We start from the raw sequence: 20,572 nt of genomic DNA on the forward strand, positions 1-20,572 counted from the left end.
CGACTCCATGAACTCACAGTTACGCAGCACCGCTGAGGCCAAGCCCCTCGCCGGTTGGCGAGTGCTGGTTCCTCGTGGCGGTCCGTGGGGCGACAGCGTCGCCGCGAATCTCCGCAAGCAGGGCGCAGTGCCGGTCGTGGCTCCCCTTATCAATTTCGCTTCGACGAATGACCAAGCAACTCTCGAAACGGCCCTCGCTGACCTCGCCGCCGGAAAGTTTGATTGGCTGACGATTACCAGTGCCACGACAGTCGATGTACTCGTTTCGTACCGCGCGACGATTCCGCACGAGACGAAGGTCGCCGCTGTCGGAGAAACGACATCCGCTGCACTTCAGGCCGTGGGATACCGCGTCGACCTCGTGCCCGAGCGCGACAATTCCGCGGCAGGCATGGCAGAGCAGCTGGTGGAGCTTGAACCTGAACCCCGCGACATCCTGACCCTGCGAAGTGAAATCGCAAAGCCCGTGCTTACGCGTCACCTCATCGAGGCCGGCCACCGCGTGCGCTCGGTCGTCGCGTACCGCACTGTGGGCGTACCCGTCACGCAGAAAATCGCCACGGATGTTGCGAGCGGCCGTATCAACGCCATTTTGGTGACGAGTGGTTCTGTTGCCGAGCAGGTGCACCTACAGTTTCCCGAAATTCCCGCTGACACGGTGATTGCGGCTATCGGCCCGCGTACGGCGAAAGATGCCAAACATGCCGGGCTCGATGTTGATGTGATCGCCGACGAGCAGACAGCGACAGCGCTCATCGATGCTGTTTCGCGCTACGCCCTGCCGCACGCACTCGATGAGGCCCAGTCGTGAGTTTTCCCGCTCACCGGCCGCGCCGTTTGCGCTCGGCCCCGGCGATGCGCCGGCTCGCGCGCGAGACCTGGCCGGTTCCGAGCCAACTCGTACTGCCGATGTTCGTACGCGAAGGCATCTCGGAGGCTGTTCCGATCAGCTCGATGCCCGGCGTCATGCAGCACACTGTCGATTCGCTCAAACGTGCGGCAGCGGATGCCGCGGCTGCAGGTGTCGGCGGAGTCATGCTGTTTGGGGTCCCCGCCGTGCGCGACGCCGAAGGGTCAGGTGCTGATGACCCCAACGGCATCCTGAACGTCGCGACTCGAGCTCTCATCGAAGAAGTCGGCGACGCGCTCGTTGTGCAGACCGATCTCTGCCTCGACGAGTTCACCGATCACGGACACTGCGGAGTGCTCACGCCATCGGGCGCCGTCGACAATGACCGAACGCTCGAGCGCTACACGGCAATGGGTCTCGCTCAGGCTGAGGCAGGGTCTCACCTGCTCGGTCTGTCGGGAATGATGGACGGTCAGGTGCTCGCTGTTCGCGCAGCTCTCGAAGGTGCTGGTTTCACCGACACAGTGATCATGGCGTACTCGGCAAAATACGCCGGGGCGTTTTACGGGCCCTTCCGTGAAGCTGTCGATTCGCAGCTCGTCGGCGATCGTCGCACGTATCAGCTTGATCCGGCCAACGGACGCGAGGGTCTGCGCGAAGCGCTGCTCGATGTGGAAGAGGGGGCCGACATCGTCATGGTGAAGCCTGCTCTGCCTTATCTCGATGTGCTCGCCGATGTGCGCGCAGCCGTTGATGTGCCGGTATGGGCCTACCAAGTTTCCGGCGAATACGCCATGGTCGAAGCCGCGGCAGCGCACGGCTGGATCGACCGTCGCCGCGCAGTGCTCGAATCAATCACGTCGATCCGCCGCGCCGGAGCAGACGCTGTGCTCACCTACTGGGCGACCGAGGCCGCCCAGTGGCTGCGCGAAGAACTATAAGGAGAACCACTCGGTGAATCAGCCGACTCACGACCGCAACGATGACCTGTTCGCCCACGCGCGCGAAGTGATTCCGGGAGGCGTGAACTCTCCCGTGCGCGCCTACGGTTCCGTTGGCGGAGCGCCGCGTTTTCTCGCTTCGGCAACAGGACCGTACGTGACCGACGCTGCAGGAACCTCCTATGTCGATCTCGTAGCGTCGTGGGGCCCGGCGCTGTTGGGCCACGCTCACCCCGAGATTGTCGCGGCGGTACAGGATGCGGCATCCCGTGGTCTTTCGTTCGGTGCTCCCACTGAAGCCGAGGTCGACCTCGCCACGGTGATCTCTGAGCGGGTTGTCGCCCCTGGCGAAGGTGACGCCGTGCGTCGACCGGTGGAGCGCGTGCGCCTGGTCTCGACCGGAACAGAAGCCACGATGACGGCGATTCGTCTCGCGCGCGGGTACACCGGTCGCGACTTGCTCGTGAAGTTCGCCGGGCACTATCACGGTCACTCCGACGGACTGCTCGCTGCCGCAGGTTCTGGCGTGGCGACCCTCGCTTTGCCGGGCTCGGCTGGCGTGCCGGCTCCGATTGCCGCGCAAACGCTCGTTCTGCCGTACAACGATCTCGACGCCGTGCGTGAAGTATTCGCCGTACACGGCGACAAGATTGCCGCTGTCATCGTTGAGGCAGCCGCGGCCAACATGGGCGTTGTCGCGCCCGATGCCGGCTACAACGCGGCGCTCGCCGATATCGCCCACGAGCACGGGGCACTACTGATTCTCGACGAGGTACTTACGGGCTTCCGCGTGCACCCCGCGGGCTACTGGGGCCTTCAGCAAGAAGCGGGCGAAATCTACACTCCTGACATCTTCGCCTTCGGCAAGGTCGTCGGCGGCGGGATGCCTCTGGCCGCCCTCGGCGGACGTGCCGATGTCATGGACTCACTTGCACCCCTGGGCCCCGTCTACCAAGCGGGCACGCTGTCGGGCAACCCGCTTTCGGTTGCGGCAGGACTCGCCACGCTGAGGCTCGCGACCCCCGAGGTGTACGCGAAGGTGAATGCTGCGGCATCCGCTGTTGCCACCGCGCTGTCGGGAGCGCTCGCGATGGAGGGCATCGCGCATGCCGTGCCGCGTGCCGGGTCGCTGTTCGGTGTCGTGTTTGCCGACGAGGCTCCGCGCACGTACGCCCAAGCTCTCGAGCAAGAATCCTGGCGCTACCCGGCGTTCTTCCACGCGATGCTCGATTCCGGAGTTTCGTTGCCGCCGAGTGTCTTCGAAGCGTGGTTCTTGACCGCAGCTCACGATGACGATGCTCTCGGGCGCGTGCTCGCGGCGCTGCCGATTGCCGCGCGCGCGGCCGCGGAGGCTGTGCGCCCGTGAGTGGAGTCGTCGTGCTTGCCGGCGGTGTCGGCGGGTCGAAATTCACCCTCGGCGTGCGCGCTGCGCTTGCCACGCTCGGTGAGCCCGAAGCGACAGTCATCGTCAACACCGGAGACGACATCTGGTTGTCGGGTGTGCGGCTGCAACCCGACGTCGACTCGATGGTTTACGCGCTGGCTGGAGCCAACGACACCGAACGCGGGTGGGGCCGAGCCGGCGACACCGAGCGCGTCAACACCGAGCTGCAGGCGTGGGGCACGGGGTGGCCGTGGTTCACTCTCGGAGACCTCGACCTCGGCACACACATCGCCCGCACCGGATGGTTGCGCGACGGGCTGACCCCCACTGAGGTGCTCGAGCGGATGTCGAAGCGTTGGCCGCTCGGCGCCAAGCTGCTGCCGATGACCGATGACGAGGTCGACACCCACGTGCTGCTGAAAAACGGCGAGCGGCTGCACTTTCAAGAGTGGTGGACGAGGTATCGCGCCCAGCTGCCCCCCGCGGGCTTCGAGAACCCCGGCATTGCCGATTCGTTCGCGGCGCCCGGTGTGATCGAGGCGATCGAAGACGCCGAGCTCGTGCTGATCGCGCCGTCGAACCCGGTGGTGTCGATCGGCCCGATCCTCGCGGTGCCCGGAATCCATGAAGCCCTGCGAGCAACCGGTGGCCCCGTCATCGGTGTGTCACCCATCATCGGGGGAAACGTCGTTCGCGGTATGGCGGACGTGTGCCTGAACGCCGTGGGCGTTCGCACAGCGGCCGACGCGGTAGCTGCCCACTACGGCGCGCGCCTTGACGGCGGCGTGCTGGACACATGGCTCATAGCCGAAGAAGATGCTGGGCTTGCGGCATCCGTTGAAGCCCTGGGTATATCGGTCGACGTCGTGCCGTTGTGGATGCGCGACGCCGATACCACAGAAGCACTCGCCGCGGCAGCAATTTCCGCCGGCCGCTGAGGACCAGGCTGCGCCCTATTCCCATACGCCCTATTCCCGTGTGGATTACTTAGGCCGACCCCCTGCCCTAACTCAGGCAATGTGTCGGTGTGACTGTGCCTCGACCCCGGATTTCTGCGGAAGCTTCGTCTCGCCCGATCCACACAGCCTGAGTTAGTGCAGGCGCGGGCTGGGCCAGCCTCAGCGTGAGTGCAGACACGGGCGATGTCAGCTGCGCGCGCGGACCAGGATCTCGGTGATGAACGAGGTTTTGGCATCCGAGTATTGGTTCATATCTGCCCAGTCGCGGGTAGCGAGCTGCCGTTTGAGCACCGCGTAGGCATCTCGATCGGCGGGATGCTGCCGGAGCCAGTCGCGAAACAGTAGGTGGTTTTCTTCCCACTCACTGCCGGCGGTGCAGATGTGGACGTGGGCATCGAGGTTCGGAGTGCGCAGCATGCGATGACCGGGCTCGCGGACGCGGAGCACGTATCCAGCTGCAACCAACGCCGGCACATAGTCGCGTTCATCTTCGACGTCGGCCACGCTGACATCGATGTCGATGATGGGTTTCGCCGGAAGCCCCGGCACCGAAGTCGAGCCGATGTGGTCAATGCGGCGGGCGCGAGTACCGAGTGCAGTGCTGATCCGCGCGTGTTCCAGAACGAACCGCTCTGGCCAGGCCGGGTCGGGATCGACGATAACTATCGCGCGCGGCTCGACGCCGCCAATCAGCTCCACATCGTCCACGCTTCAGGCTCTCATGCGGTTCCCCTGCACTAACTCAGGCAGTGCGCGCGTCCCATCTTCTCGAAGACTTGATGTTCCGGCGTGCTCCGGCCGAGCTCGATCCGATTTGCCTGAGTACGTGCAATCGCCGGATTGACGGGCGGGCACCTCTTTCTCATGGTTTTGCATCAATGCTGGTCGCGCGTGGGGTTGCTGACTATGCTTCGGGCATGTCGACGATGACAACTTCTGCAGCAGCGACGCCAGCACCCGCGAGCTCCACCATCTCTTCCTCCAGAGCGCTCGCCGGGCTCGCCATCATGTTGCTCACCATCGGGGGCTCGCTCGCATTCGCGCTTCCGGTGCAGTGGGTGCAGATGTACTTCCGGATGGGGTCGGCGCCCGTTGAAGTGACCGCCGCGCAGAATGACCGCTACGTGTGGACAGCAGGAATCGCGGTCGGCGCGCTTCTTGTCGCGCTCGTTGCGGCGGCGCTTCATCGAAAAAGGGGGCTTCTTGCCCTCACAGCGATCGCATTCGTTTGCGCTCTGATCGCCGCGTTCATCTTTCAGGTGCCAGCGGGCCGCTTCTCGGTAGAAGGTGCATCGACGAGTGTGCAGCCTGCGGTGAGCTGCTCCGCCCTGGCAGGCGACTGCATAACTGACGCGGTTTAGGTCAACTGACGAGCTGACGCGTGCGCGGGCCGAGTCCTAAGGCCTTCGCATCGTTCAGTTGCGCGAGCGTATCGACGTCTCGTCGGAGAGACGAGTCGGCGCGGAGGCTCAGCGGCGCAAACCCGGCAGCTCGGTGCAGTTCGAACGAATCGGTACCGAAGTCGCTCTGCCACGGTACGCCGACGCGGGCAGTGACGAGCGTCGACCCGGTGCCTTCGGCATCCGCAACAACCGCGCGGTCCACATTGAGTGCCGCATGTAGAGCCTGGTCGAGATCCATTGCGCGCAGGGCGGGAAGATCGCCCAGCAGCGCTGCACGGTGGGTGCCATCTGTGTGGGCGGCACCCCGTGCAATGGCGGCGTTCAGACCGGATGCTGGTGCTTCGGTCACGACCTCGACACCCGCCATCTGTGCACACTCCGCTGCGATGAGCTCATCGTCGGTGACCACGATGACGCGTGACACCTCGGTCGCGGCAGCGGCCGCCGTGATCGTGTCGAGGGCGATGGCTCGGGCTAGTGGCATCCGATCGATGCCAGTGCCGACGAGCCGTGACTTGCCGATCGCACTGGGTTTCACGGGGATGATGACAACCCAGCCCGCGCGTGCCTCATCCGTGCCCTGCACGTACTCAGGCTGCATGTTGCTGCCCCGGTGCCGGATTGCCGGAATCACGCTGCCCGGCGCCCGTGCGCGACAAATATTGCCTGAGTTCGTGCAGGGAAGTGTGCGCGGCCGCCGAGGGAGTGCTGGGCACGCGTTTAGGCACCGAATCGGGCGCGCAGGCGCGGCAGTACCTCTTCGCCGTACATCCGCAAGAACCCGGCCTGGTCGAAGCCCGGGTCGTGGAAGACGAGGTGCCGGAAGCCCATGTCGACGTACTCGGCGATGCGTTCAACGTGCTCTTCGGGATCGGTCGAGACGATGAAGCGGGATGCCGCGCGCTCGATCGGCAGTTCATCGGCACGCCGTTGCATCTCGATGGGGTCGTGGACGCCCATCTTCTCTTCGGGTGAGAGCGCAAGGGGTGCCCAGAAGCGCGTCTTTTCGAGCGCCTGTTCGCGGGTGTCGGCGAGCGACACCTTGACCTCCATGAGGGTGTCGACGTCGTCGGAACTCCGCCCAGCCTTCTCGATGCCCTCAGCGAGTGCGGGGAGCAGAGTGTCTGTGTAGAGCGCGCGATCCTTGCCGCTCGTCGTGATGAACCCGTTGGCCATGCGCCCGGCGAGACGAGTCGCGGCGGGGCCGGCGGCACCGATATAGATCGGTACCGGCTTCTCGGGGCGGTCATAGATCGTGGCATCTTTCACGTTCCAGAAGTTGCCTTCGTAGGTGACGCGCTCGCCCGCCCACAGCTTTTCCATGAGGATGATCGACTCTTTGAGGCGCTGGAATCGCTCGGGCGCTTCGGGCCAGTCAAGGCCAAGGGTCACTTCGTTGAGTGCTTCGCCGGTGCCGACGCCGAGGATGATGCGGCCCGGAAACATCACGCCCAGCGTCGCGAATGCCTGAGCGACTACGGCGGGGTGGTAGCGAAAGGTGGGGGTCAGTACCGAGGTGCCGAGCAGCACGCGGGACGTGCGAGCACCGACGGCCCCGAGCCAGGGGAGCGCGGCGGGCGCGTGCCCGCCTTCGTGCATCCAGGGCTGAAAGTGATCGGAGATGAACACCGAATCGAAGCCAGAGTCCTCGGCGAGCACAGCAAAGTCAGCGAGCTCGGCGGGGTTGAACTGCTCAGCGGATGCCTTGTAGCCAAAGCGCAGGGGAACGGTCATGATGCTCCAATCGAAGCGGGCGGTGAATAAACATCGGTGGAAAAAAACTCGCTACCGGTGGTGGCGGCGAGCATGTCACGGAAGGCCTGAACAGTGCCCGGCCACAGAAGGGTGAGGCGGCCAGAGCGGTCGTCGACGTACCAGTTGTGGCATCCGCCCCCCAGCCACGGCGTGGGCGCGGCGGCGGCATCGATCTCGGCGCTGTAAGTGGTCTCAGCCTCGGGTCGTACCCGCACGATGCCGCCAAGCGCTGGTGCTCGGTCAAGACACTGTGTGACGTACTCGGCCTGTGCTTCGGCCATCAGCACCGAAGAGTTGTGGCCGAGTGAGGCGTTGGGTCCGTTGAGCACGAACAGCTGGGGGAATCCGGAAACGACGGTTGAGGCGAAGGACGTCATCCCCGACGACCAGTGCTCAGCAAGGGTCTGGCCGGTTTCTCCCGTGATCAGGTGAGCATATGGCTGCTGCGCTGCCGCAAAACCGGTTGCCAACACGACGATGTCGGCGTCATATCGTTCGCCGCTTGCGGCAACCAACGTTCTGCCCGAAACACTCTCGAGAGCGGATGCCTCTACGGTCACCGCGTCGGATGCCACCGCGGGGTAGTAGTCGTCTGAGAGCAACACGCGCTTGCAACCGAAGGCGTACGACGGCCGGAGCGCCGCTCGAAGCGCGGGATCAGCGACGTGCTTTTCTCTGTGAGCGTCGGCAAGAGCTGTCGCGTCGGCGGCGGCAGCAGCGTCGCCTGAACGCGCCGCGTAGCGCGCTTCACCTTCGGAATAGAGCTCTTCGCGAAGTCGCGCGAGAGCTTTGGGATCGTCGCGAAAGGTGGCAAGTTCCTCGGCGGAATAGCGGCGAGCATCGCGCGGCACAATCCACGGCGCTGTGCGCTGAAAAACCGTGACGTGTGCCGCAGTGCCTGCGAGCTCTGGAACAAGCTGCACGGCCGAGGCTCCGGTGCCAACGACGGCAACGCGCTTTCCCGCGAGTTCTGCGCTGTGGTCCCAGCGGGCCGAGTGGAAAAGCGGACCCGTGAAGGTTTCAAGGCCCGGAATATCCGGAATCACCGGCTCTGTCAGTCGACCGCACGCCAGCACGAGCGCGTGCGCTTCGATCACACCGGGCGCGTCACCCGAGGTCGACACAACCCACAGCGAGCGGGCGGCATCCCACCGAGCACTTGTGAGCGTGGTGTTGAGGAGAAGCTGCTCGTCAAGGCGCTCATCGCGCACGACCTTCTGCAGGTAGCCGTGGATCTCATCACCGGTTGCGAAGAGGGCCGACCATTCTGGATTGGGGTGAGACGCGAAGCCGTAGAGATGGCTCGGTACGTCGCACGCCACACCCGGATAAGTGTTGTCGCGCCAGGTGCCACCGACGGATGCCCCGCGCTCGATGATTGCGAAGTTGTTGCGGCCCGCGCGCCGCAACTGCAGTGCCATGCCGATACCGGCGAACCCCGCACCGACGATGAGTTCGTCTACGGTCATTGCCGCGTGGGGAGCGCTCATTGCAGCATGATCTTTCTGCCCGCCGCGGGTTCCCGGTAGTCGGTCGTTCGTTGGCGGAACGGGCGAAAGAGATGCTGCGCAATTCGTGCGGCGTCCGCAACGGGGAGTTCCTGGCCGTGTTCGATGCCGGCGCCCGGACGCACGCGGCCATCGAGCAGACTGCCGCCGAGGTCATCGCCGCCAGCGCCGAGAAGGGCAGCGGAGGTGTCTCGCCCGTGCCGCGTCCACGGAACCTGGATGTGGCTAATTGAGCCGGAAAGCAGCAACCGCGAGACGGCGACCATGGCCCTGTGCTCGTCGAGGGGCTCTCGGCTCGGTACGAGGTGCACGTCTCCGCCCGGAAGGGGGATAGGGACGAACTCGGTGAATCCACCGGTCGAGTTCTGGATCTCGCGCAGCATCCGCAGGTGCGAAATGCGCTCCGCGGCGGTTTCGACGTGGCCGTAGAACAGCACCGAAGTGGAGCGGAACCCGGCACGGTGAGCTGTCGTGATCGTCTCGACCCAACGGTCAATGCTGAGATCGCTCGGCGCAATTTGTTCGCGTACCCGTTCGTTCAGGACTTTGACGCCGGTACCGGGCATTGTGTCGACGCCCGCTTCTCGGAGTGCGGCGAGGGCGTCGACGAGTTCGAGGCCACTGCGCGTGGCGAAGTCTGCGACATCCTGCGGGCGATATGCGTGCAGGTGCATATGAGGCGTTGCGGCTTTGATGGCGCGCGCAATCGCAAGATATGCGCTCGCGTCGACGTCGTCTGGAATCAAGCCCTGCACGCAGATTTCGGTGGCGCCGAGCTCCCATGCGTCGCTCGCGATCGCCGCGACATCGTCGAGGGTGAAGGTTGATTCGTCTTCGGATGCGCGAGCCTTGAGCCCCGAGGAGGTCAGGTTGCGATTGACCACGAGGCTCACGGCTTCGCCCACCGTGTAGCGACGGACATCGTTCGCCGTCTGAGCGAGGGCATCGAGATCACCGCCGGATGAGTGCAGCAGGCTCACCCATTCGTTGTCGTCGAGAGAAAGCGGGTCGGCTGCCGCGCGTTCCGCGAGTTGGCGGGCCGTCGATGGGAGACGGGTCGCACCGGAACGTGCGGGTACGGCAACCCTCGCGTCGTCATCGACCCTCACGGATGCTCCGGCGAGCCCCGATGTGGGATCAGCGAGAGCGTGCACCGCCGGCGCGAGCTGTGGATCTATCCAGCGGTCGGCGTCGTGGATGTACTCGGGGTGCGCCGTCAACCGCTCTTTCAGCTCGAACCCGAGGGCGCGGGTGCGCTCGGCGAGCTCATCAATGTGCGGCCAGGGGCGTTCCGGATTGACGTGGTCGGCGGTGAGCGGTGAGACACCGCCCCAGTCGTCGATGCCGGCGCGAACGAGCATCTCGAACTCTGCGACGTCGGAGAGGTTCGGCGGCACCTGGATGCGCATGTCGGCACCCATCACAACTCGCGCGGTTGCGACGGCGGCAAGGTACTCGCGGAGCTCGGCATCGGGTGCCCCGGCCATGGCGGTCCGAGGTTTTGCCCGGAAGTTCTGCACGATCACTTCTTGCACGTGCCCCCCGCGCGCGTGAGCGTCGCGAAGTGCGACGAGCGACTCGGCACGATCCCGCAGCGTCTCGCCGATGCCGACGAGAATTCCGGTCGTGAACGGGATGCTGGCGCGCCCCGCGTCGTCAATGACCTTGAGTCGCACGTCTGGGTCTTTGTCGGGGGAGCCGTAGTGCACTTGGCCCGGCTCTTCGAACAAACGCCGTGACGTTGTCTCGAGCATCATGCCCATCGACGGTGCCGTCGGACGCAGGGCAACAAGCTCCTCGTGCGTCATGACTCCGGGATTGAGGTGTGCCAAAAGGCCGGTCTCGGCTGTAATGCGGCGGGCGATGTCGCCGACATAGTCGAGCGTCGAGCCATAGCCGTGCTCATCCAGCCATGCTCGAGCTTCTGGCCAGCGCTCTTCCGGTCGATCCCCGAGGGTCAACAGCACTTCTTTGCAGCCGAGCGCGTGCCCCTGACGCACGACGGCGAGTACCTGTTCGGGTGACATGAAGACCGGCTTGTTCTTCTTCAGCAGCTGGCCGGGCGTATCAACAAACACGCAGTAGTGGCAGCGATCGCGGCAGAGCGTCGTGAGTGGCACAAACACTTTGCGTGAGTAGGTGATGATGCCGGGGCGTCCGACGTTTCGCAGTCCCGTGTCACGTAGCGCGCCCGCGAGCGCCAACAGCTCGTCAAACTCAGCGCCCGTGGCGCCGAGGAGAGCTTCAGTTTCGTCAGCGTTCAACTGTCGACCGGCCGACGCTGCCGCCAGCACTGCTCGCGCGGCGCCCGGCTCACCCGTGGGGGCGTGTGCGGGTTCGAGCAGTGTCATCCCTCTAGTCTTGCACCGAGGTCACACCGGGAGCTCGGTCAGCGCCACAAACTGCGTGCCGAGAGCCGCCGCGACGGGTGCATTCGTCACAAAACCGGCGTGCGTGTTGAGTCCCGCGGCAAGTGCCGGATCAGTGTGGGTGGCGTCACGCCATCCCTTATCGGCGAGGGCAATCACGTAGGGGAGCGTGGCGTTGGTCAGAGCGCGGGTGGCGGTTTCTGGAACCGCGCCCGGCATATTCGCGACGCAGTAATACTGCGAGCCGTGCACGGCAAAGGTCGGATCGGAGTAGGTCGTCGGTGCGGAGCCTTCGAAGCATCCGCCCTGGTCGATCGCGATATCGACGAGTACCGATCCTTCGGGCATCGTCGCCACCATGTCGGTTGTGACGAGCCTCGGAGCGGTCGCGCCCGGCACGAGCACGGCGCCGATGACGAGATCCGCGTCACTGACCTGAGCGGCAATCTCCAACGGAGACGACACCCGAGTGCGAAGGGCCGGACCAAACTCTGCCTGCAGCTCGCGCAAACGCGGCAACGAAAGGTCGAGCACGGTGACGTCGGCACCCATGCCCACAGCATTCCGGATCGCGTGTTCCCCCGCGACACCACCGCCGAGGACAACCACTTTCGCGGCGCGTGCGCCCGCAATACCGCCGAGGAGCGTGCCGCGCCCACCCATGGGGCTCATCAAGTGGTGGGCGCCGGCGAGAACAGCAAGGCGTCCAGCTATCTCGCTCATGGGCGCCAAGAGAGGGAGCTTGCGGTCGGCGGTTTGCACCGTTTCGTATGCGATCGCTGTCGTGCCGGCCTGCAGCAGCGCGTTCGCGCACTCAACGGATGCCGCGAGGTGCAGATACGTGAACAGCACCTGGTCCGCGCGCATGCGGGCAAATTCCGGCGCGATGGGCTCTTTTACCTTCAGAAGCAGGTCGCCGTGTGCCCATACTTCGTCGGCCGATGCGGTGACCTGCGCCCCGGCGGCAAGATAGGCCTCATCGGACAAGCGGGCGCCGGCGCCCGCGCCCTTCTCTATGAGAACGTCGTGCCCGCGTCGAACGAGAGTGTCGACACCTTCGGGGGTGATCGCGACACGTCGCTCACTGTTCTTAAGTTCTGTCGGGATGCCGATTTTCATGTCGAACCTTTCTCGCTCTGTTACCGCGATATTGCCTCGAAACACGTGTCGCGCATGTTTCGCCCGAAGATGTTTCGACGTTGTGGCCATTATCGTAGAGTTCATTCGAGAACAACAGGGGGATGCGACATGGCGACGAAAGAACCTCGCAGTGAAGCTGCGCTCGATGAGACCGACCGTGCCGTGCTCGCCGCGGTGCAGTCATCTGCGCGGTCGACGAACCGTGAAATCGCGGCGCGTGCCGGCGTTGCTGAATCAACCGCGCATGTTCGACTTCGCGGCCTCGAGCGTCGCGGCGTCGTCGCGGGCTACGAAGCTGTGATCTCGCAACACGAACTCGGGCAGACGCTTCAGGCGCTCGTGGGCGTGACGCTTCGGCCAGGAGCGCGCCAAGCGAATATCGCGCGGTTCTCAGAAGACACCGGGAGGCTCCCCGAAGTCACACAAATGTTCTTCGTCGGCGGCGTCGATGATTTCATCGTGCATGTCGCGGTCGAAGACTCATCTGCGCTCCGCAGATTTGTCGTGGAGCACCTCTCTGGACATGACAGTGTTGCGTCAACTCGCACAAGCGTGATCTTTGAATACACCCGCAATCAGGTCGCGGCGTCGTTCCATTGACGGCAGGATAGAGACATGGTCACTCTCATGCTCGACTCCGCACACCTCGAAGTCGTGCTGTCGATCACTGAAAAGGGTCTTGCATTCCGAAAGCGGAATGTGATGATCGATCGCTCCCAGATCGTGCGTGTGCAACTGACGGATGACGCGTGGACGTGGTTGCGGGGCGTCCCCGACCCTGGCACTTATCTGCCGGTGGCAATTGCGGCTGGCTCATGGAAGTCGGCGGGTGGGCGAGATTTCGTCAGCATCCGCCGCCGGAAGCCGAGTGTCGTGATTGACCTCGAGGGTTCCGATGATTTTCAGCGGCTCATCCTGACGACGAGTCACGGCGTAGCTCTCGTTCAGGCGCTGCGATTGGAAACCGGCTCAGAGCCGATCGATGTCGTTGATCTCGCCACTGAAGACAAGAAGCGCAAACGCTCCTCGTAATCGCGGGTCTCAGTCGACGTCGCGACGCCAGCTGAAGATATGGCCCGCCAGAACGAAGACGGCGGCGTAGACGAGCAGCGCGACGCCACCCTGCCACCAGGACAGCGCATCGGCGCTTCCGGTCGTCGTGAACGAGAACACGCTTGCTCCCACGAGACTGTCGCTTGCGGCACCCGGCAAGAACCGCGTCACGCTGTCGAGGCCGTCGACGAACCCGGCCGCGACGCGCGCGATCGGCTCGACGAGTTGAGTGAAGGCGAGCACGATCACAATCGCTGCGACCTGGTTGCGAACAAGCGCTCCGATGCCGATTCCGATGAGGACCCAGAGCACGAACGCTGCAACGGTGCGGGCGAACAGCGCCCAGGTGTCGAGTGAGCCGAGTTCGGTGGCGAGACCAAATCCGCCGAGCACGCCGGCGGCGGGACCCACAGTTGCGACGAGCGCAATGATCCCGAAGAGCGCGCCGACGATGACCCCACTGGCAAGTTTTGCCAGAAGTACCGTGCCGCGTGCCGGGGTGGCGAGGAAAGTAGGCGTCAGCGTCTTATGGCGGAACTCGACCGTCACGATAAGCGTTCCGATGAGGAGCGGGAACACATACCCCACCGAGGTCGCCAGGCTGTAGAGCAGCGGGGCGAGGTCCTCCGTGGATGCCGCGAGTCCGGTGGTGTTCCCAGCAGATCCGCTCGCCGAGAATGCAAGAGCGAACGCGAGGCCAGCCGAGGTGAAACCTACATATGCGACGAGGACGATTGCGAGAATCCACCAACCTGAGGTCGTGAACTGCTTCGTAAGCTCTGAGCGGGTAGCGCGTGCGAAGCTCATCGCTTTTCACCTTCCTCGGTGTCGGGGGCTTCGTCGGGCGCAAGTGCCACCTCTGGGCTGAGAGCATCCTGCCCGGAAGGGTGCACACGCACGCCGCTGACGAGATCAAGGAATACTTCTTCGAGAGCGGGACCGCGGCGTTGTAGCGACGAGAGCGCAATTCCCGCGCGCGCGGCGACAGCGCCGACCGAAGCTGCGTCTGAGTCGTGCACGATAAATCCGGTGCGAAGCACCTCGGTTGGCATGTTTTCGCGTGCGAGAGCATCGGCAAGCCCGGCGCGATCCGGCGAATCTACGATTGTCGCGTATTCGGAAGGATCAACCAGGTCGTCGAGGGTGCCCTGGTAAACGAGCTTTCCGCGCGAAATCACGAGAAGGGCATCCGCTGTCTGCTGAATTTCGGCGAGCAGGTGCGACGACATCAGCACCGTGCGTCCTTCGCGTGCGAGTTGACGCAAAAATCCGCGCATCCACTTGATGCCTTCCGGGTCGAGCCCGTTGGAAGGTTCGTCGAGGATCAGGACTCCCGGGTCGCCAAGTAGCGCAACGGCGAGGCCGAGCCGCTGGCGCATGCCGAGCGAGAAGCCGCCGACGCGACGCCCAGCAGCTTCCGTGAGACCCACGAGAGCCAACGTCTCATCAACGCGCGTGAGTGGAATTCCCGCGGCTCGCGCGTAGACCTTCAGATGGTTGGCCGCGGACCGACCGGGGTGGAAGCTCGATGCCTCAAGAACCGCGCCGACCGTCTGCAACGGGTTCTTTATGTCTTTATAGTCCTGCCCACCAATGCGTGCGCTGCCTGACGTTGCAGCCACAAGTCCGAGGAGCACTCGAAGGGTTGTCGTCTTGCCGGCGCCGTTCGGCCCCAGAAAACCTGTGACGACTCCGGGCTCGATACGCGCCTGAAAATTGTCTACGGCAGTGATGCCGCCAAATCGTTTGGTGACGCCGGAAAATTCCAGCAGCTGTCCGTCAGTCATCCGGAACCTCTCGTCGACGCGGGCAATCCTCCCTATCTTCGCGGAAAACCCGCGCCAGAGCGACTTGATGACGAACAAGGCCGACGCGGTAGCCTTGCGCACGTGAGCACAGCAGTTTCGGAATTGTCTAGTGACCATGTGCGAGTGCACGTGGAAGATGGTCTCGGGCGGCTCACTCTCGACCGTCCGCGTGCACTCAATGCTCTCGATCTCGATATGGTGCGAACTCTGGATCGCGCGCTCCGCACCTGGGAGCACGCCCATGACGTCGACATCGTTCTGATTGACAGCACCAGCGATCGCGGCCTCTGTGCCGGTGGTGATGTGCGTGGACTCCGCGAGCAGATCATGGCGGGTTTTCCCGAGAATGCTGGCCTCTTCTTTCGCGCCGAATACGCGCTGAATTCTCTGATTTCGCGCTACCCGAAGCCTGTCGTCGTCTTCGCCGACGGCATCACTATGGGAGGCGGGATCGGCATCGCGGGGCACGCCTCGGTACGTATTGTGACGCCGCGTTCGCAGCTCGCGATGCCAGAGACACGCATCGGACTCACCCCCGATGTCGGGGGGTCCTGGTTGTTGGCGCGGGCTCCCGGCAGGCTGGGAGAGTATCTCGCCCTCACCGGGGCAACGATGGATGCTGCTGACGCGATTGCCGCAGGCTTCGCGGACCATCTTCTTCCGGTGTCGAATCTGTCGGCGCTCCACGAGGCTCTGCGAACCCGTGCCGACCCGGCGAACCCGACCGAGCTCACGCTTTTATTCGACGACACTCCGGGACCATCAGCGCTGGTTGCGCGTCGAACGTGGATCGATGATGCGTTCGCGGCCGAGACAGTGCCCGACATCATCGAACGGTTGCTGGAACGCAGCGAGCCCGAGGCATCCGAAACCGCGGCGCTGTTGACTACGCTCTCGCCGATGGCGCTTACTGTCACGCTCGAAGCGGTGCGGCGCGCTCGCGAATTGCCCACTCTGCGCTCCGCGCTCGAGCAGGAGTACGCACTGGTCTCGTGGTTCGTCGCAACTCAACCCGACCTGGCAGAGGGGATACGCGCGCAGCTTGTCGACAAAGATCGTGCGCCTCGGTGGAATCCGCCGACGCTCGCCGATGTGCCGACGGATGCCGTCGCTTCGGCGTTCGCGTTCGTCCCCGACGTTCCCCTCTGGTCGTAAAAATGCCCACGCCCCGGACGATGCAGCGCCGCGCGCGACGCACTCAACGTCGCTATTCGATCGGTATCGCACTCGACTGGTTTTTCTTCGTTTTCGCTGGACTCGCGGCAGTGTGGTTGGCCTACCTGAGTTTCACTCAGACCTTTGAATTCGGCTGGTGGGGGATCCTCGTAGGCATCGTCTTCTGGGTGCTCCTTGCGTACCTCGTGCTGCCTCGCCTGCATCGCATCCTGACGACTATTTATGTTCCCGACTACTTCATCGGGCGCACACGCACGTCTGATGGGTTGCTGGGCGATCCCGTGAATCTCGCGCTCATGGGTGATAGCGCGCAGATCGAGCACGCCCTCCATGCGGCCGGTTGGACTAAAGCCGACCCTGTGACCCTGTCTTCGTCATGGCGCATCATCACCTCGACGCTTCGGCGCCGCAGTTATAACGAAGCGCCCGTCAGCCCGCTTTTCCTGTTCGGTCGGCAGCAGGACTTCGCCTATCAGCAGGAGGTTGCGGGTAACCCTGCGCAGCGCCACCACGTGAGATTTTGGCGCTGCCCGGAAGGGTGGTTGCTGCCCGGTGGTCGCCGCGTCGACTGGCTGGCGGCCGGCACATTCGACACCGCTGTCGGTCTTTCGCTTTTCACCCTGCAGGTGACGCATCGGATCGATGCGAATACTGACATAGAGCGCGACCACATCGTGCAGACGCTTACCGAGGCTGAACCAGCGGTGACCGTCGACGTCATCCAGGACTTCTCCACGGGATACCACGCGCGAAACGGCGGGGGAGATTCGATTCGTACCGACGGAAACCTTCTCATTCTCAACGCGAGCAGGGTGGCAACGTGAGCACGCCCGAAGAACTTCCCCGAAAGCGCGCTGCGTTCGAGTCTCCCGCCGACCTCGCGCGTCCGCTCGCGCGTGACCCCGAGATGCGTCGCCCCATCAGCACCGTCGCGGGCTCGGTGCTGGTGCTGCTGCGCGCCGCAACCGGCATATTGATCCTCGCCGTTCTTGCGTTCGACTGGCCCGAAATCATCGATGGCTCAGACGTCACGTTCGAGGGCGTTTCGTTGACGGGAGCTGAGCTCTCGTTCGCGGTGGGTGTCGTGCTCTTCGGCGGCGGTCTCATCTTCGTCGCCGAAGCAATGCTCGGCTTCATGATCTTGCGGGGGTGGAACGGGCCACGCGTCATCGTGCTTGTGTTCTCGGTCGCGTCGATTTCTACCTCGTTCGCAGGCTGGTGGTTCAACGGACAAGAGATAGCCGTCACCGGAACCCTTCCGTCGGTGGCTCTCGACATCCTGATTCTGCTTGCACTGTCGAGTAGAAGCTCCGCAGCGTTCGCCAGGCGCAACGAGAAGCGGCCAGACACCACATAGTCTGCGCGTGCAGCCGGTGCGTACCTGAGCGAGATAGCCTGGATGACGCTGTGTGAACGAGGGGAGACGGTGTGTTCGACAGTCCACTCTCGGCTTCGCCCTATGACGTGCTCGGGGTCGCGACCGATATTTCCGAGGATGAGCTTCGTCGGGCATATCGCGCCAAGCTGCGCGAAACCCACCCCGACACGGGCGGCGACGCGGCCGTCTTCGTGCAGGTGCAGCGAGCGTGGGAACTCATCGGTACCCCCGAAGCGCGTGCTGCGTACGATCGGGGTCGCGGTGCACCAGCTACCGCGCCGGATGCCACTGCTACCTCCGGCTGGCGAGCACCCACAGCGCGACCCGACACCCGCCCACGCGCACGTTCTCATGGCCAGCCGGGTGGGTGGCGTCGCGAGCGCTACTTGACCCTCATGCGGGAATGGGCCGGCCGCGGCGTTGACCTTGAAGATCCCTACGATCCCCAGCTCGTCCGGTCGGCGCCGCTCGACGTGCGGCGCTTGCTCGCGGATGCGCTCGCCGAGGAAGCCTCGGCGCGAATCGTCGCCGATCTCGGCATGGGTTACACCGTGTGGCATGACGTGGCTGCCGCCGGCCGCGGATCAAACCCCGACGACAAGCTCGATCACGTTGTACTCGGGCCGAGCGGACTCTACGGAGTGTTATCTGAAGACTTCGGCGGCCCGGTGGGATTTCGCCGCGGCGAAATCACGGGGCCCCATATTCCTGGTGCTCCAATTACCGAGCTCCTCGGCCGCATGCGCGTCGTTGCGCGCGCGGCCCGGGTTCGGTTCAGCGGCGCGATTGTCGTGTTGCCCGATGAAGATGTGGCACAGGCAATCACAGAGCTTGGAAAGATCCGTGGGATGCCGGTTGTCGTTGTCGCTCGAAGCGCCCTCAGTACGGTGCTGAGGCGTGGTGTGAGCGGTGCTCGCGACATCGGTGGCAACGAGGTGTTCGATGTGCGGACCCGGCTCGATCAGACAGTGACGTACGTCTAAGCCGAAGAACCTGGGAGGCTTGACTCGTGATCACTGATGCTGCCCGCGAGTTTCTCGCCGAATATCACCTCGCTACGCTTTCGACGCTGGGGCGAGGTAACCGAATCCACTCGGTTCCGGTAGGAGTCACGTACCGAGATGGCATCGTGCGGGTTATCGGATCCCGCGGCTCGCAGAAGTTCTTGAATGCGGAGCGGTCGGGGCGTGCGAGCGTCAACACTGTCGACGGTGGGCGATGGATCAGCTTCGAAGGTCCCGCTCGAGTGCTCGATGACCGCGACGAGGTCGCGTTGGCGGTTTCCCTTTACGCCGAGCGCTATCGGCAACCGCGAGAGAATCCGGAACGCGTCGTTTTGGAGATCACCGTGGAACGAGTTTTGGGCTCTGCGCAGTTCAAGGCGTGACGCGCTCGGTTATCTCAGCCCGAACAGCTCAAGCGGGTGGGTAAGACGCCACAGCGGGGTTGGACCTTCGATGTCGTCAGCGAGTTCCACGTTCACGACAGCCGAATTGAGAGGCCCCGTCACTGTGACAGTGCCGACTTCGTCGCCCGCGTCGCGGTTGTCGGCGAGGTCGAGGCTCGTAGCCGTCTCAGCAGTGCCGCCGTTCCACAGCACCACCGTCGCATCAGCGTCGGTGAGGAGGTCGACACTCTCGCCCCACACCGTGTCGACGTGACCCGCAACGGTGCCAGCGGTGATCGACGGAGCGGGCTGCAGTTCACTCTCGAGTTGATCAAACAGTCCGCGCGTGACCGCGCTGCGGGTGTCGCTGTCGGGCTGATCGAGGGTCGCGGCATACAACCGAACCGTGATGTCGTCGACGGTGATCTCTTTTGCCGCCAGCAGGTTGTAGCCCTCAAGGGTTCCCGTCTTCAGCCCGATGACGCCGGGGTCTGCCAGAAGCTCGTTGGTATTTGTGACGAGTCCGGCGCCGGGCAGGTCCACCGAAACTGTGCGCACGATTTCGGCGATCACCGGGTCGGCGAGAGCACGAGTCGCCAAGGGGATTAGGGCTCCCGGGCTTGCGGTATTGCCCGAATCAATACCCGAGGGGCCCACAATCGTGATGCCTGAAATCCCGTGCAGGTCTAGCCAGGAATTCGCGGCCTTGGCGTATACGGCATCCGTTGGCCAATAGGTTGCGACGAGTCGATCGGCGTAATTGTTGGCCGAGCCGATGAGCATTCCCTGCAGCATTTGATACTCGGTGAGTGTGCCGCCGACGGGCACGTCGAGGGCCGATTCACCATTCGCCAGGTACGACCAGTAGGTGCTGGCGTCGTTGGAGGTGAAAGCGAAATCCGGTCCCTGCTCACCGAGACTCAGTGGTGCCTTGTCGAGTATCAGAAGGGCCGTCACCAGCTTGGTGATACTTGCGATCGACGTTGTGTTGTCGGTCGACGCCAACGTGCCGTCGATGCCTGAGACCGAGACAGCGGCGGCCCCGGTTTCCGGCCAGGTCGGCGAAGCAACTTCTGCTGAGACCGGCTGCAGAGTGGTGCTGGTCGCTTGCGGCTCGATGGCGGTCAACGGCCAAAGCAGGGTCGTGCCCGCATACGTCGCGATCAGAGCGAGCACGATGAAGATCGGAAAGATGACGCCGGGGCGAAACGGGGATCGTCGAGGCGGGCGCGAAAGGAGCGCTGGTGGCACCGGAGAATAGCCCGGTGGTGCTGCCTCGAGAGTCGCCGGCGGTCCGGATGCCGCAGCTAGCTGCGACGCTTCGACCCATGTGAGTGCGCGCCGCGGTTTGGGCGCAGCCGAAGCTTCAGTGGCTGAAACTTCTTCTTTTTCACGGATCGCTCGTCGCGTCGGCGGAGAATCGTCGGCGTCAGGCACGAAACCACGTTAGCGCGAGCACAT

Annotated in this window: 21 protein-coding genes; 12 read left to right on the forward strand and 9 right to left on the reverse strand. The window is 64.1% G+C overall.

Features of this window, described 5'->3' with window-relative positions:
- Positions 1-7: 7 nt before the first annotated feature.
- Genes G6N83_RS08040 through cofD form a run of 4 tightly spaced genes read left to right on the forward strand, consistent with a single transcriptional unit; the run spans position 8 to position 4,113 of the window.
- Positions 8-811, forward strand: coding sequence for a uroporphyrinogen-III synthase (locus tag G6N83_RS08040; protein WP_165141002.1), 804 nt, complete (start codon positions 8-10; stop codon positions 809-811).
- Between the two features lie 44 nt (positions 812-855).
- Positions 856-1,791: a porphobilinogen synthase gene (gene hemB, locus G6N83_RS08045; protein WP_208379852.1), complete on the forward strand. Its 936-nt coding sequence runs from the start codon at positions 856-858 to the stop codon at positions 1,789-1,791.
- Between the two features lie 13 nt (positions 1,792-1,804).
- A complete protein-coding gene (hemL, locus tag G6N83_RS08050) occupies positions 1,805-3,157 on the forward strand; it encodes a glutamate-1-semialdehyde 2,1-aminomutase (protein WP_165141006.1) in 1,353 nt (450 codons plus the stop codon).
- Positions 3,154-4,113, forward strand: coding sequence for a 2-phospho-L-lactate transferase (cofD, locus tag G6N83_RS08055; RefSeq protein WP_165141008.1), 960 nt, complete (start codon positions 3,154-3,156; stop codon positions 4,111-4,113). The genes hemL and cofD overlap by 4 nt, the downstream gene beginning before the upstream one ends.
- Before the next feature lie 207 nt (positions 4,114-4,320).
- On the opposite strand, the gene G6N83_RS08060 is transcribed toward cofD, so the two are convergent.
- On the reverse strand, positions 4,321-4,842 hold the full coding sequence (locus G6N83_RS08060) for a GrpB family protein (RefSeq protein WP_165141010.1): 522 nt from the start codon (positions 4,840-4,842) through the stop codon (positions 4,321-4,323).
- 209 nt (positions 4,843-5,051) lie between these two features.
- Here G6N83_RS08060 and G6N83_RS08065 point away from each other — a divergent pair, with 209 nt between their 5' ends.
- Complete coding sequence (locus tag G6N83_RS08065; protein WP_165141012.1) at positions 5,052-5,495, forward strand: hypothetical protein; 444 nt, start codon at positions 5,052-5,054, stop codon at positions 5,493-5,495.
- Position 5,496: 1 nt separating this feature from the next.
- Here G6N83_RS08065 and cofC read toward each other — a convergent pair whose 3' ends face one another.
- The 5 genes from cofC to ald form a co-directional block, all read right to left on the reverse strand.
- Positions 5,497-6,138 carry a 2-phospho-L-lactate guanylyltransferase gene (cofC, locus tag G6N83_RS08070; protein ID WP_165141014.1) on the reverse strand — a complete coding sequence of 214 codons (642 nt, stop codon included), beginning with the start codon at positions 6,136-6,138 and terminating at the stop codon, positions 5,497-5,499.
- A gap of 119 nt (positions 6,139-6,257) precedes the next feature.
- Positions 6,258-7,271, reverse strand: coding sequence for a glucose-6-phosphate dehydrogenase (coenzyme-F420) (gene fgd / locus G6N83_RS08075; RefSeq protein ID WP_165141016.1), 1,014 nt, complete (start codon positions 7,269-7,271; stop codon positions 6,258-6,260).
- Positions 7,268-8,782, reverse strand: a complete 1,515-nt coding sequence (locus G6N83_RS08080) for a flavin-containing monooxygenase (protein WP_206535798.1) — start codon at positions 8,780-8,782, stop codon at positions 7,268-7,270. Before G6N83_RS08080 ends, fgd begins: the two co-directional genes overlap by 4 nt.
- Positions 8,779-11,151: a 7,8-didemethyl-8-hydroxy-5-deazariboflavin synthase CofG gene (cofG, locus tag G6N83_RS08085; RefSeq protein ID WP_165141018.1), complete on the reverse strand. Its 2,373-nt coding sequence runs from the start codon at positions 11,149-11,151 to the stop codon at positions 8,779-8,781. Before cofG ends, G6N83_RS08080 begins: the two co-directional genes overlap by 4 nt.
- Before the next feature lie 21 nt (positions 11,152-11,172).
- On the reverse strand, positions 11,173-12,288 hold the full coding sequence (gene ald, locus G6N83_RS08090; protein WP_165141020.1) for an alanine dehydrogenase: 1,116 nt from the start codon (positions 12,286-12,288) through the stop codon (positions 11,173-11,175).
- Positions 12,289-12,417: 129 nt separating this feature from the next.
- On the opposite strand from ald, the gene G6N83_RS08095 reads away from it, so the two are divergent.
- Both G6N83_RS08095 and G6N83_RS08100 read left to right on the forward strand, forming a co-directional pair.
- Positions 12,418-12,909, forward strand: a complete 492-nt coding sequence (locus G6N83_RS08095) for an Lrp/AsnC family transcriptional regulator (RefSeq protein WP_165141022.1) — start codon at positions 12,418-12,420, stop codon at positions 12,907-12,909.
- A gap of 15 nt (positions 12,910-12,924) precedes the next feature.
- Positions 12,925-13,341 carry a hypothetical protein gene (locus G6N83_RS08100; RefSeq protein WP_165141024.1) on the forward strand — a complete coding sequence of 139 codons (417 nt, stop codon included), beginning with the start codon at positions 12,925-12,927 and terminating at the stop codon, positions 13,339-13,341.
- A gap of 9 nt (positions 13,342-13,350) precedes the next feature.
- Here the strand turns inward: G6N83_RS08100 and G6N83_RS08105 are convergent, their stop codons facing one another.
- The gene (locus G6N83_RS08105; protein ID WP_165141026.1) at positions 13,351-14,169 is read right to left on the reverse strand and encodes an ABC transporter permease; all 819 of its coding nucleotides are present in this window, start codon (positions 14,167-14,169) and stop codon (positions 13,351-13,353) included.
- Positions 14,166-15,149 carry an ABC transporter ATP-binding protein gene (locus G6N83_RS08110; RefSeq protein WP_165141028.1) on the reverse strand — a complete coding sequence of 328 codons (984 nt, stop codon included), beginning with the start codon at positions 15,147-15,149 and terminating at the stop codon, positions 14,166-14,168. The genes G6N83_RS08105 and G6N83_RS08110 overlap by 4 nt, the downstream gene beginning before the upstream one ends.
- A 102-nt stretch (positions 15,150-15,251) precedes the next feature.
- Between G6N83_RS08110 and G6N83_RS08115 the strand changes: the two genes are divergently transcribed.
- The 5 genes from G6N83_RS08115 (at position 15,252) to G6N83_RS08135 (ending at position 19,111) form a co-directional block, all read left to right on the forward strand.
- Entirely contained in the window at positions 15,252-16,325 is a 1,074-nt protein-coding gene (locus G6N83_RS08115) for a 3-hydroxyisobutyryl-CoA hydrolase (RefSeq protein WP_241246143.1), read from the forward strand.
- 2 nt (positions 16,326-16,327) lie between these two features.
- Positions 16,328-17,170 (forward strand): LssY C-terminal domain-containing protein, encoded by an 843-nt coding sequence (locus tag G6N83_RS08120; RefSeq protein WP_183408425.1) that lies wholly within the window; start codon positions 16,328-16,330, stop codon positions 17,168-17,170.
- On the forward strand, positions 17,167-17,703 hold the full coding sequence (locus G6N83_RS08125) for a hypothetical protein (RefSeq protein ID WP_165141030.1): 537 nt from the start codon (positions 17,167-17,169) through the stop codon (positions 17,701-17,703). Before G6N83_RS08120 ends, G6N83_RS08125 begins: the two co-directional genes overlap by 4 nt.
- A 71-nt stretch (positions 17,704-17,774) precedes the next feature.
- Positions 17,775-18,707 (forward strand): J domain-containing protein, encoded by a 933-nt coding sequence (locus tag G6N83_RS08130; protein WP_165141032.1) that lies wholly within the window; start codon positions 17,775-17,777, stop codon positions 18,705-18,707.
- 26 nt (positions 18,708-18,733) lie between these two features.
- Positions 18,734-19,111 carry a TIGR03618 family F420-dependent PPOX class oxidoreductase gene (locus tag G6N83_RS08135; RefSeq protein WP_165141034.1) on the forward strand — a complete coding sequence of 126 codons (378 nt, stop codon included), beginning with the start codon at positions 18,734-18,736 and terminating at the stop codon, positions 19,109-19,111.
- A 9-nt stretch (positions 19,112-19,120) separates the two neighbouring features.
- Here G6N83_RS08135 and G6N83_RS08140 read toward each other — a convergent pair whose 3' ends face one another.
- Positions 19,121-20,548, reverse strand: a complete 1,428-nt coding sequence (locus G6N83_RS08140; RefSeq protein ID WP_165141036.1) for a D-alanyl-D-alanine carboxypeptidase family protein — start codon at positions 20,546-20,548, stop codon at positions 19,121-19,123.
- Positions 20,549-20,572: the final 24 nt, after the last annotated feature.

Source organism: Microbacterium endophyticum, from assembly GCF_011047135.1.
Classification (GTDB): domain Bacteria; phylum Actinomycetota; class Actinomycetes; order Actinomycetales; family Microbacteriaceae; genus Microbacterium; species Microbacterium endophyticum.

Bases quoted from the DNA above. Each gene is read 5' to 3' on its own strand.
- G6N83_RS08040 (WP_165141002.1), top strand. From the start codon at position 8: ATGAACTCACAGTTACGCAGCACCGCTGAGGCCAAGCCCCTCGCCGGT.
- hemB (WP_208379852.1), top strand. From the start codon at position 856: ATGCGCCGGCTCGCGCGCGAGACCTGGCCGGTTCCGAGCCAACTCGTA.
- G6N83_RS08065 (WP_165141012.1), top strand. From the start codon at position 5,052: ATGTCGACGATGACAACTTCTGCAGCAGCGACGCCAGCACCCGCGAGC.
- cofC (WP_165141014.1), bottom strand. From the start codon at position 6,138: ATGCAGCCTGAGTACGTGCAGGGCACGGATGAGGCACGCGCGGGCTGG.
- fgd (WP_165141016.1), bottom strand. From the start codon at position 7,271: ATGACCGTTCCCCTGCGCTTTGGCTACAAGGCATCCGCTGAGCAGTTC.
- G6N83_RS08080 (WP_206535798.1), bottom strand. From the start codon at position 8,782: ATGAGCGCTCCCCACGCGGCAATGACCGTAGACGAACTCATCGTCGGT.
- cofG (WP_165141018.1), bottom strand. From the start codon at position 11,151: ATGACACTGCTCGAACCCGCACACGCCCCCACGGGTGAGCCGGGCGCC.
- ald (WP_165141020.1), bottom strand. From the start codon at position 12,288: ATGAAAATCGGCATCCCGACAGAACTTAAGAACAGTGAGCGACGTGTC.
- G6N83_RS08095 (WP_165141022.1), top strand. From the start codon at position 12,418: ATGGCGACGAAAGAACCTCGCAGTGAAGCTGCGCTCGATGAGACCGAC.
- G6N83_RS08100 (WP_165141024.1), top strand. From the start codon at position 12,925: ATGGTCACTCTCATGCTCGACTCCGCACACCTCGAAGTCGTGCTGTCG.
- G6N83_RS08105 (WP_165141026.1), bottom strand. From the start codon at position 14,169: ATGAGCTTCGCACGCGCTACCCGCTCAGAGCTTACGAAGCAGTTCACG.
- G6N83_RS08110 (WP_165141028.1), bottom strand. From the start codon at position 15,149: ATGACTGACGGACAGCTGCTGGAATTTTCCGGCGTCACCAAACGATTT.
- G6N83_RS08120 (WP_183408425.1), top strand. From the start codon at position 16,328: ATGCCCACGCCCCGGACGATGCAGCGCCGCGCGCGACGCACTCAACGT.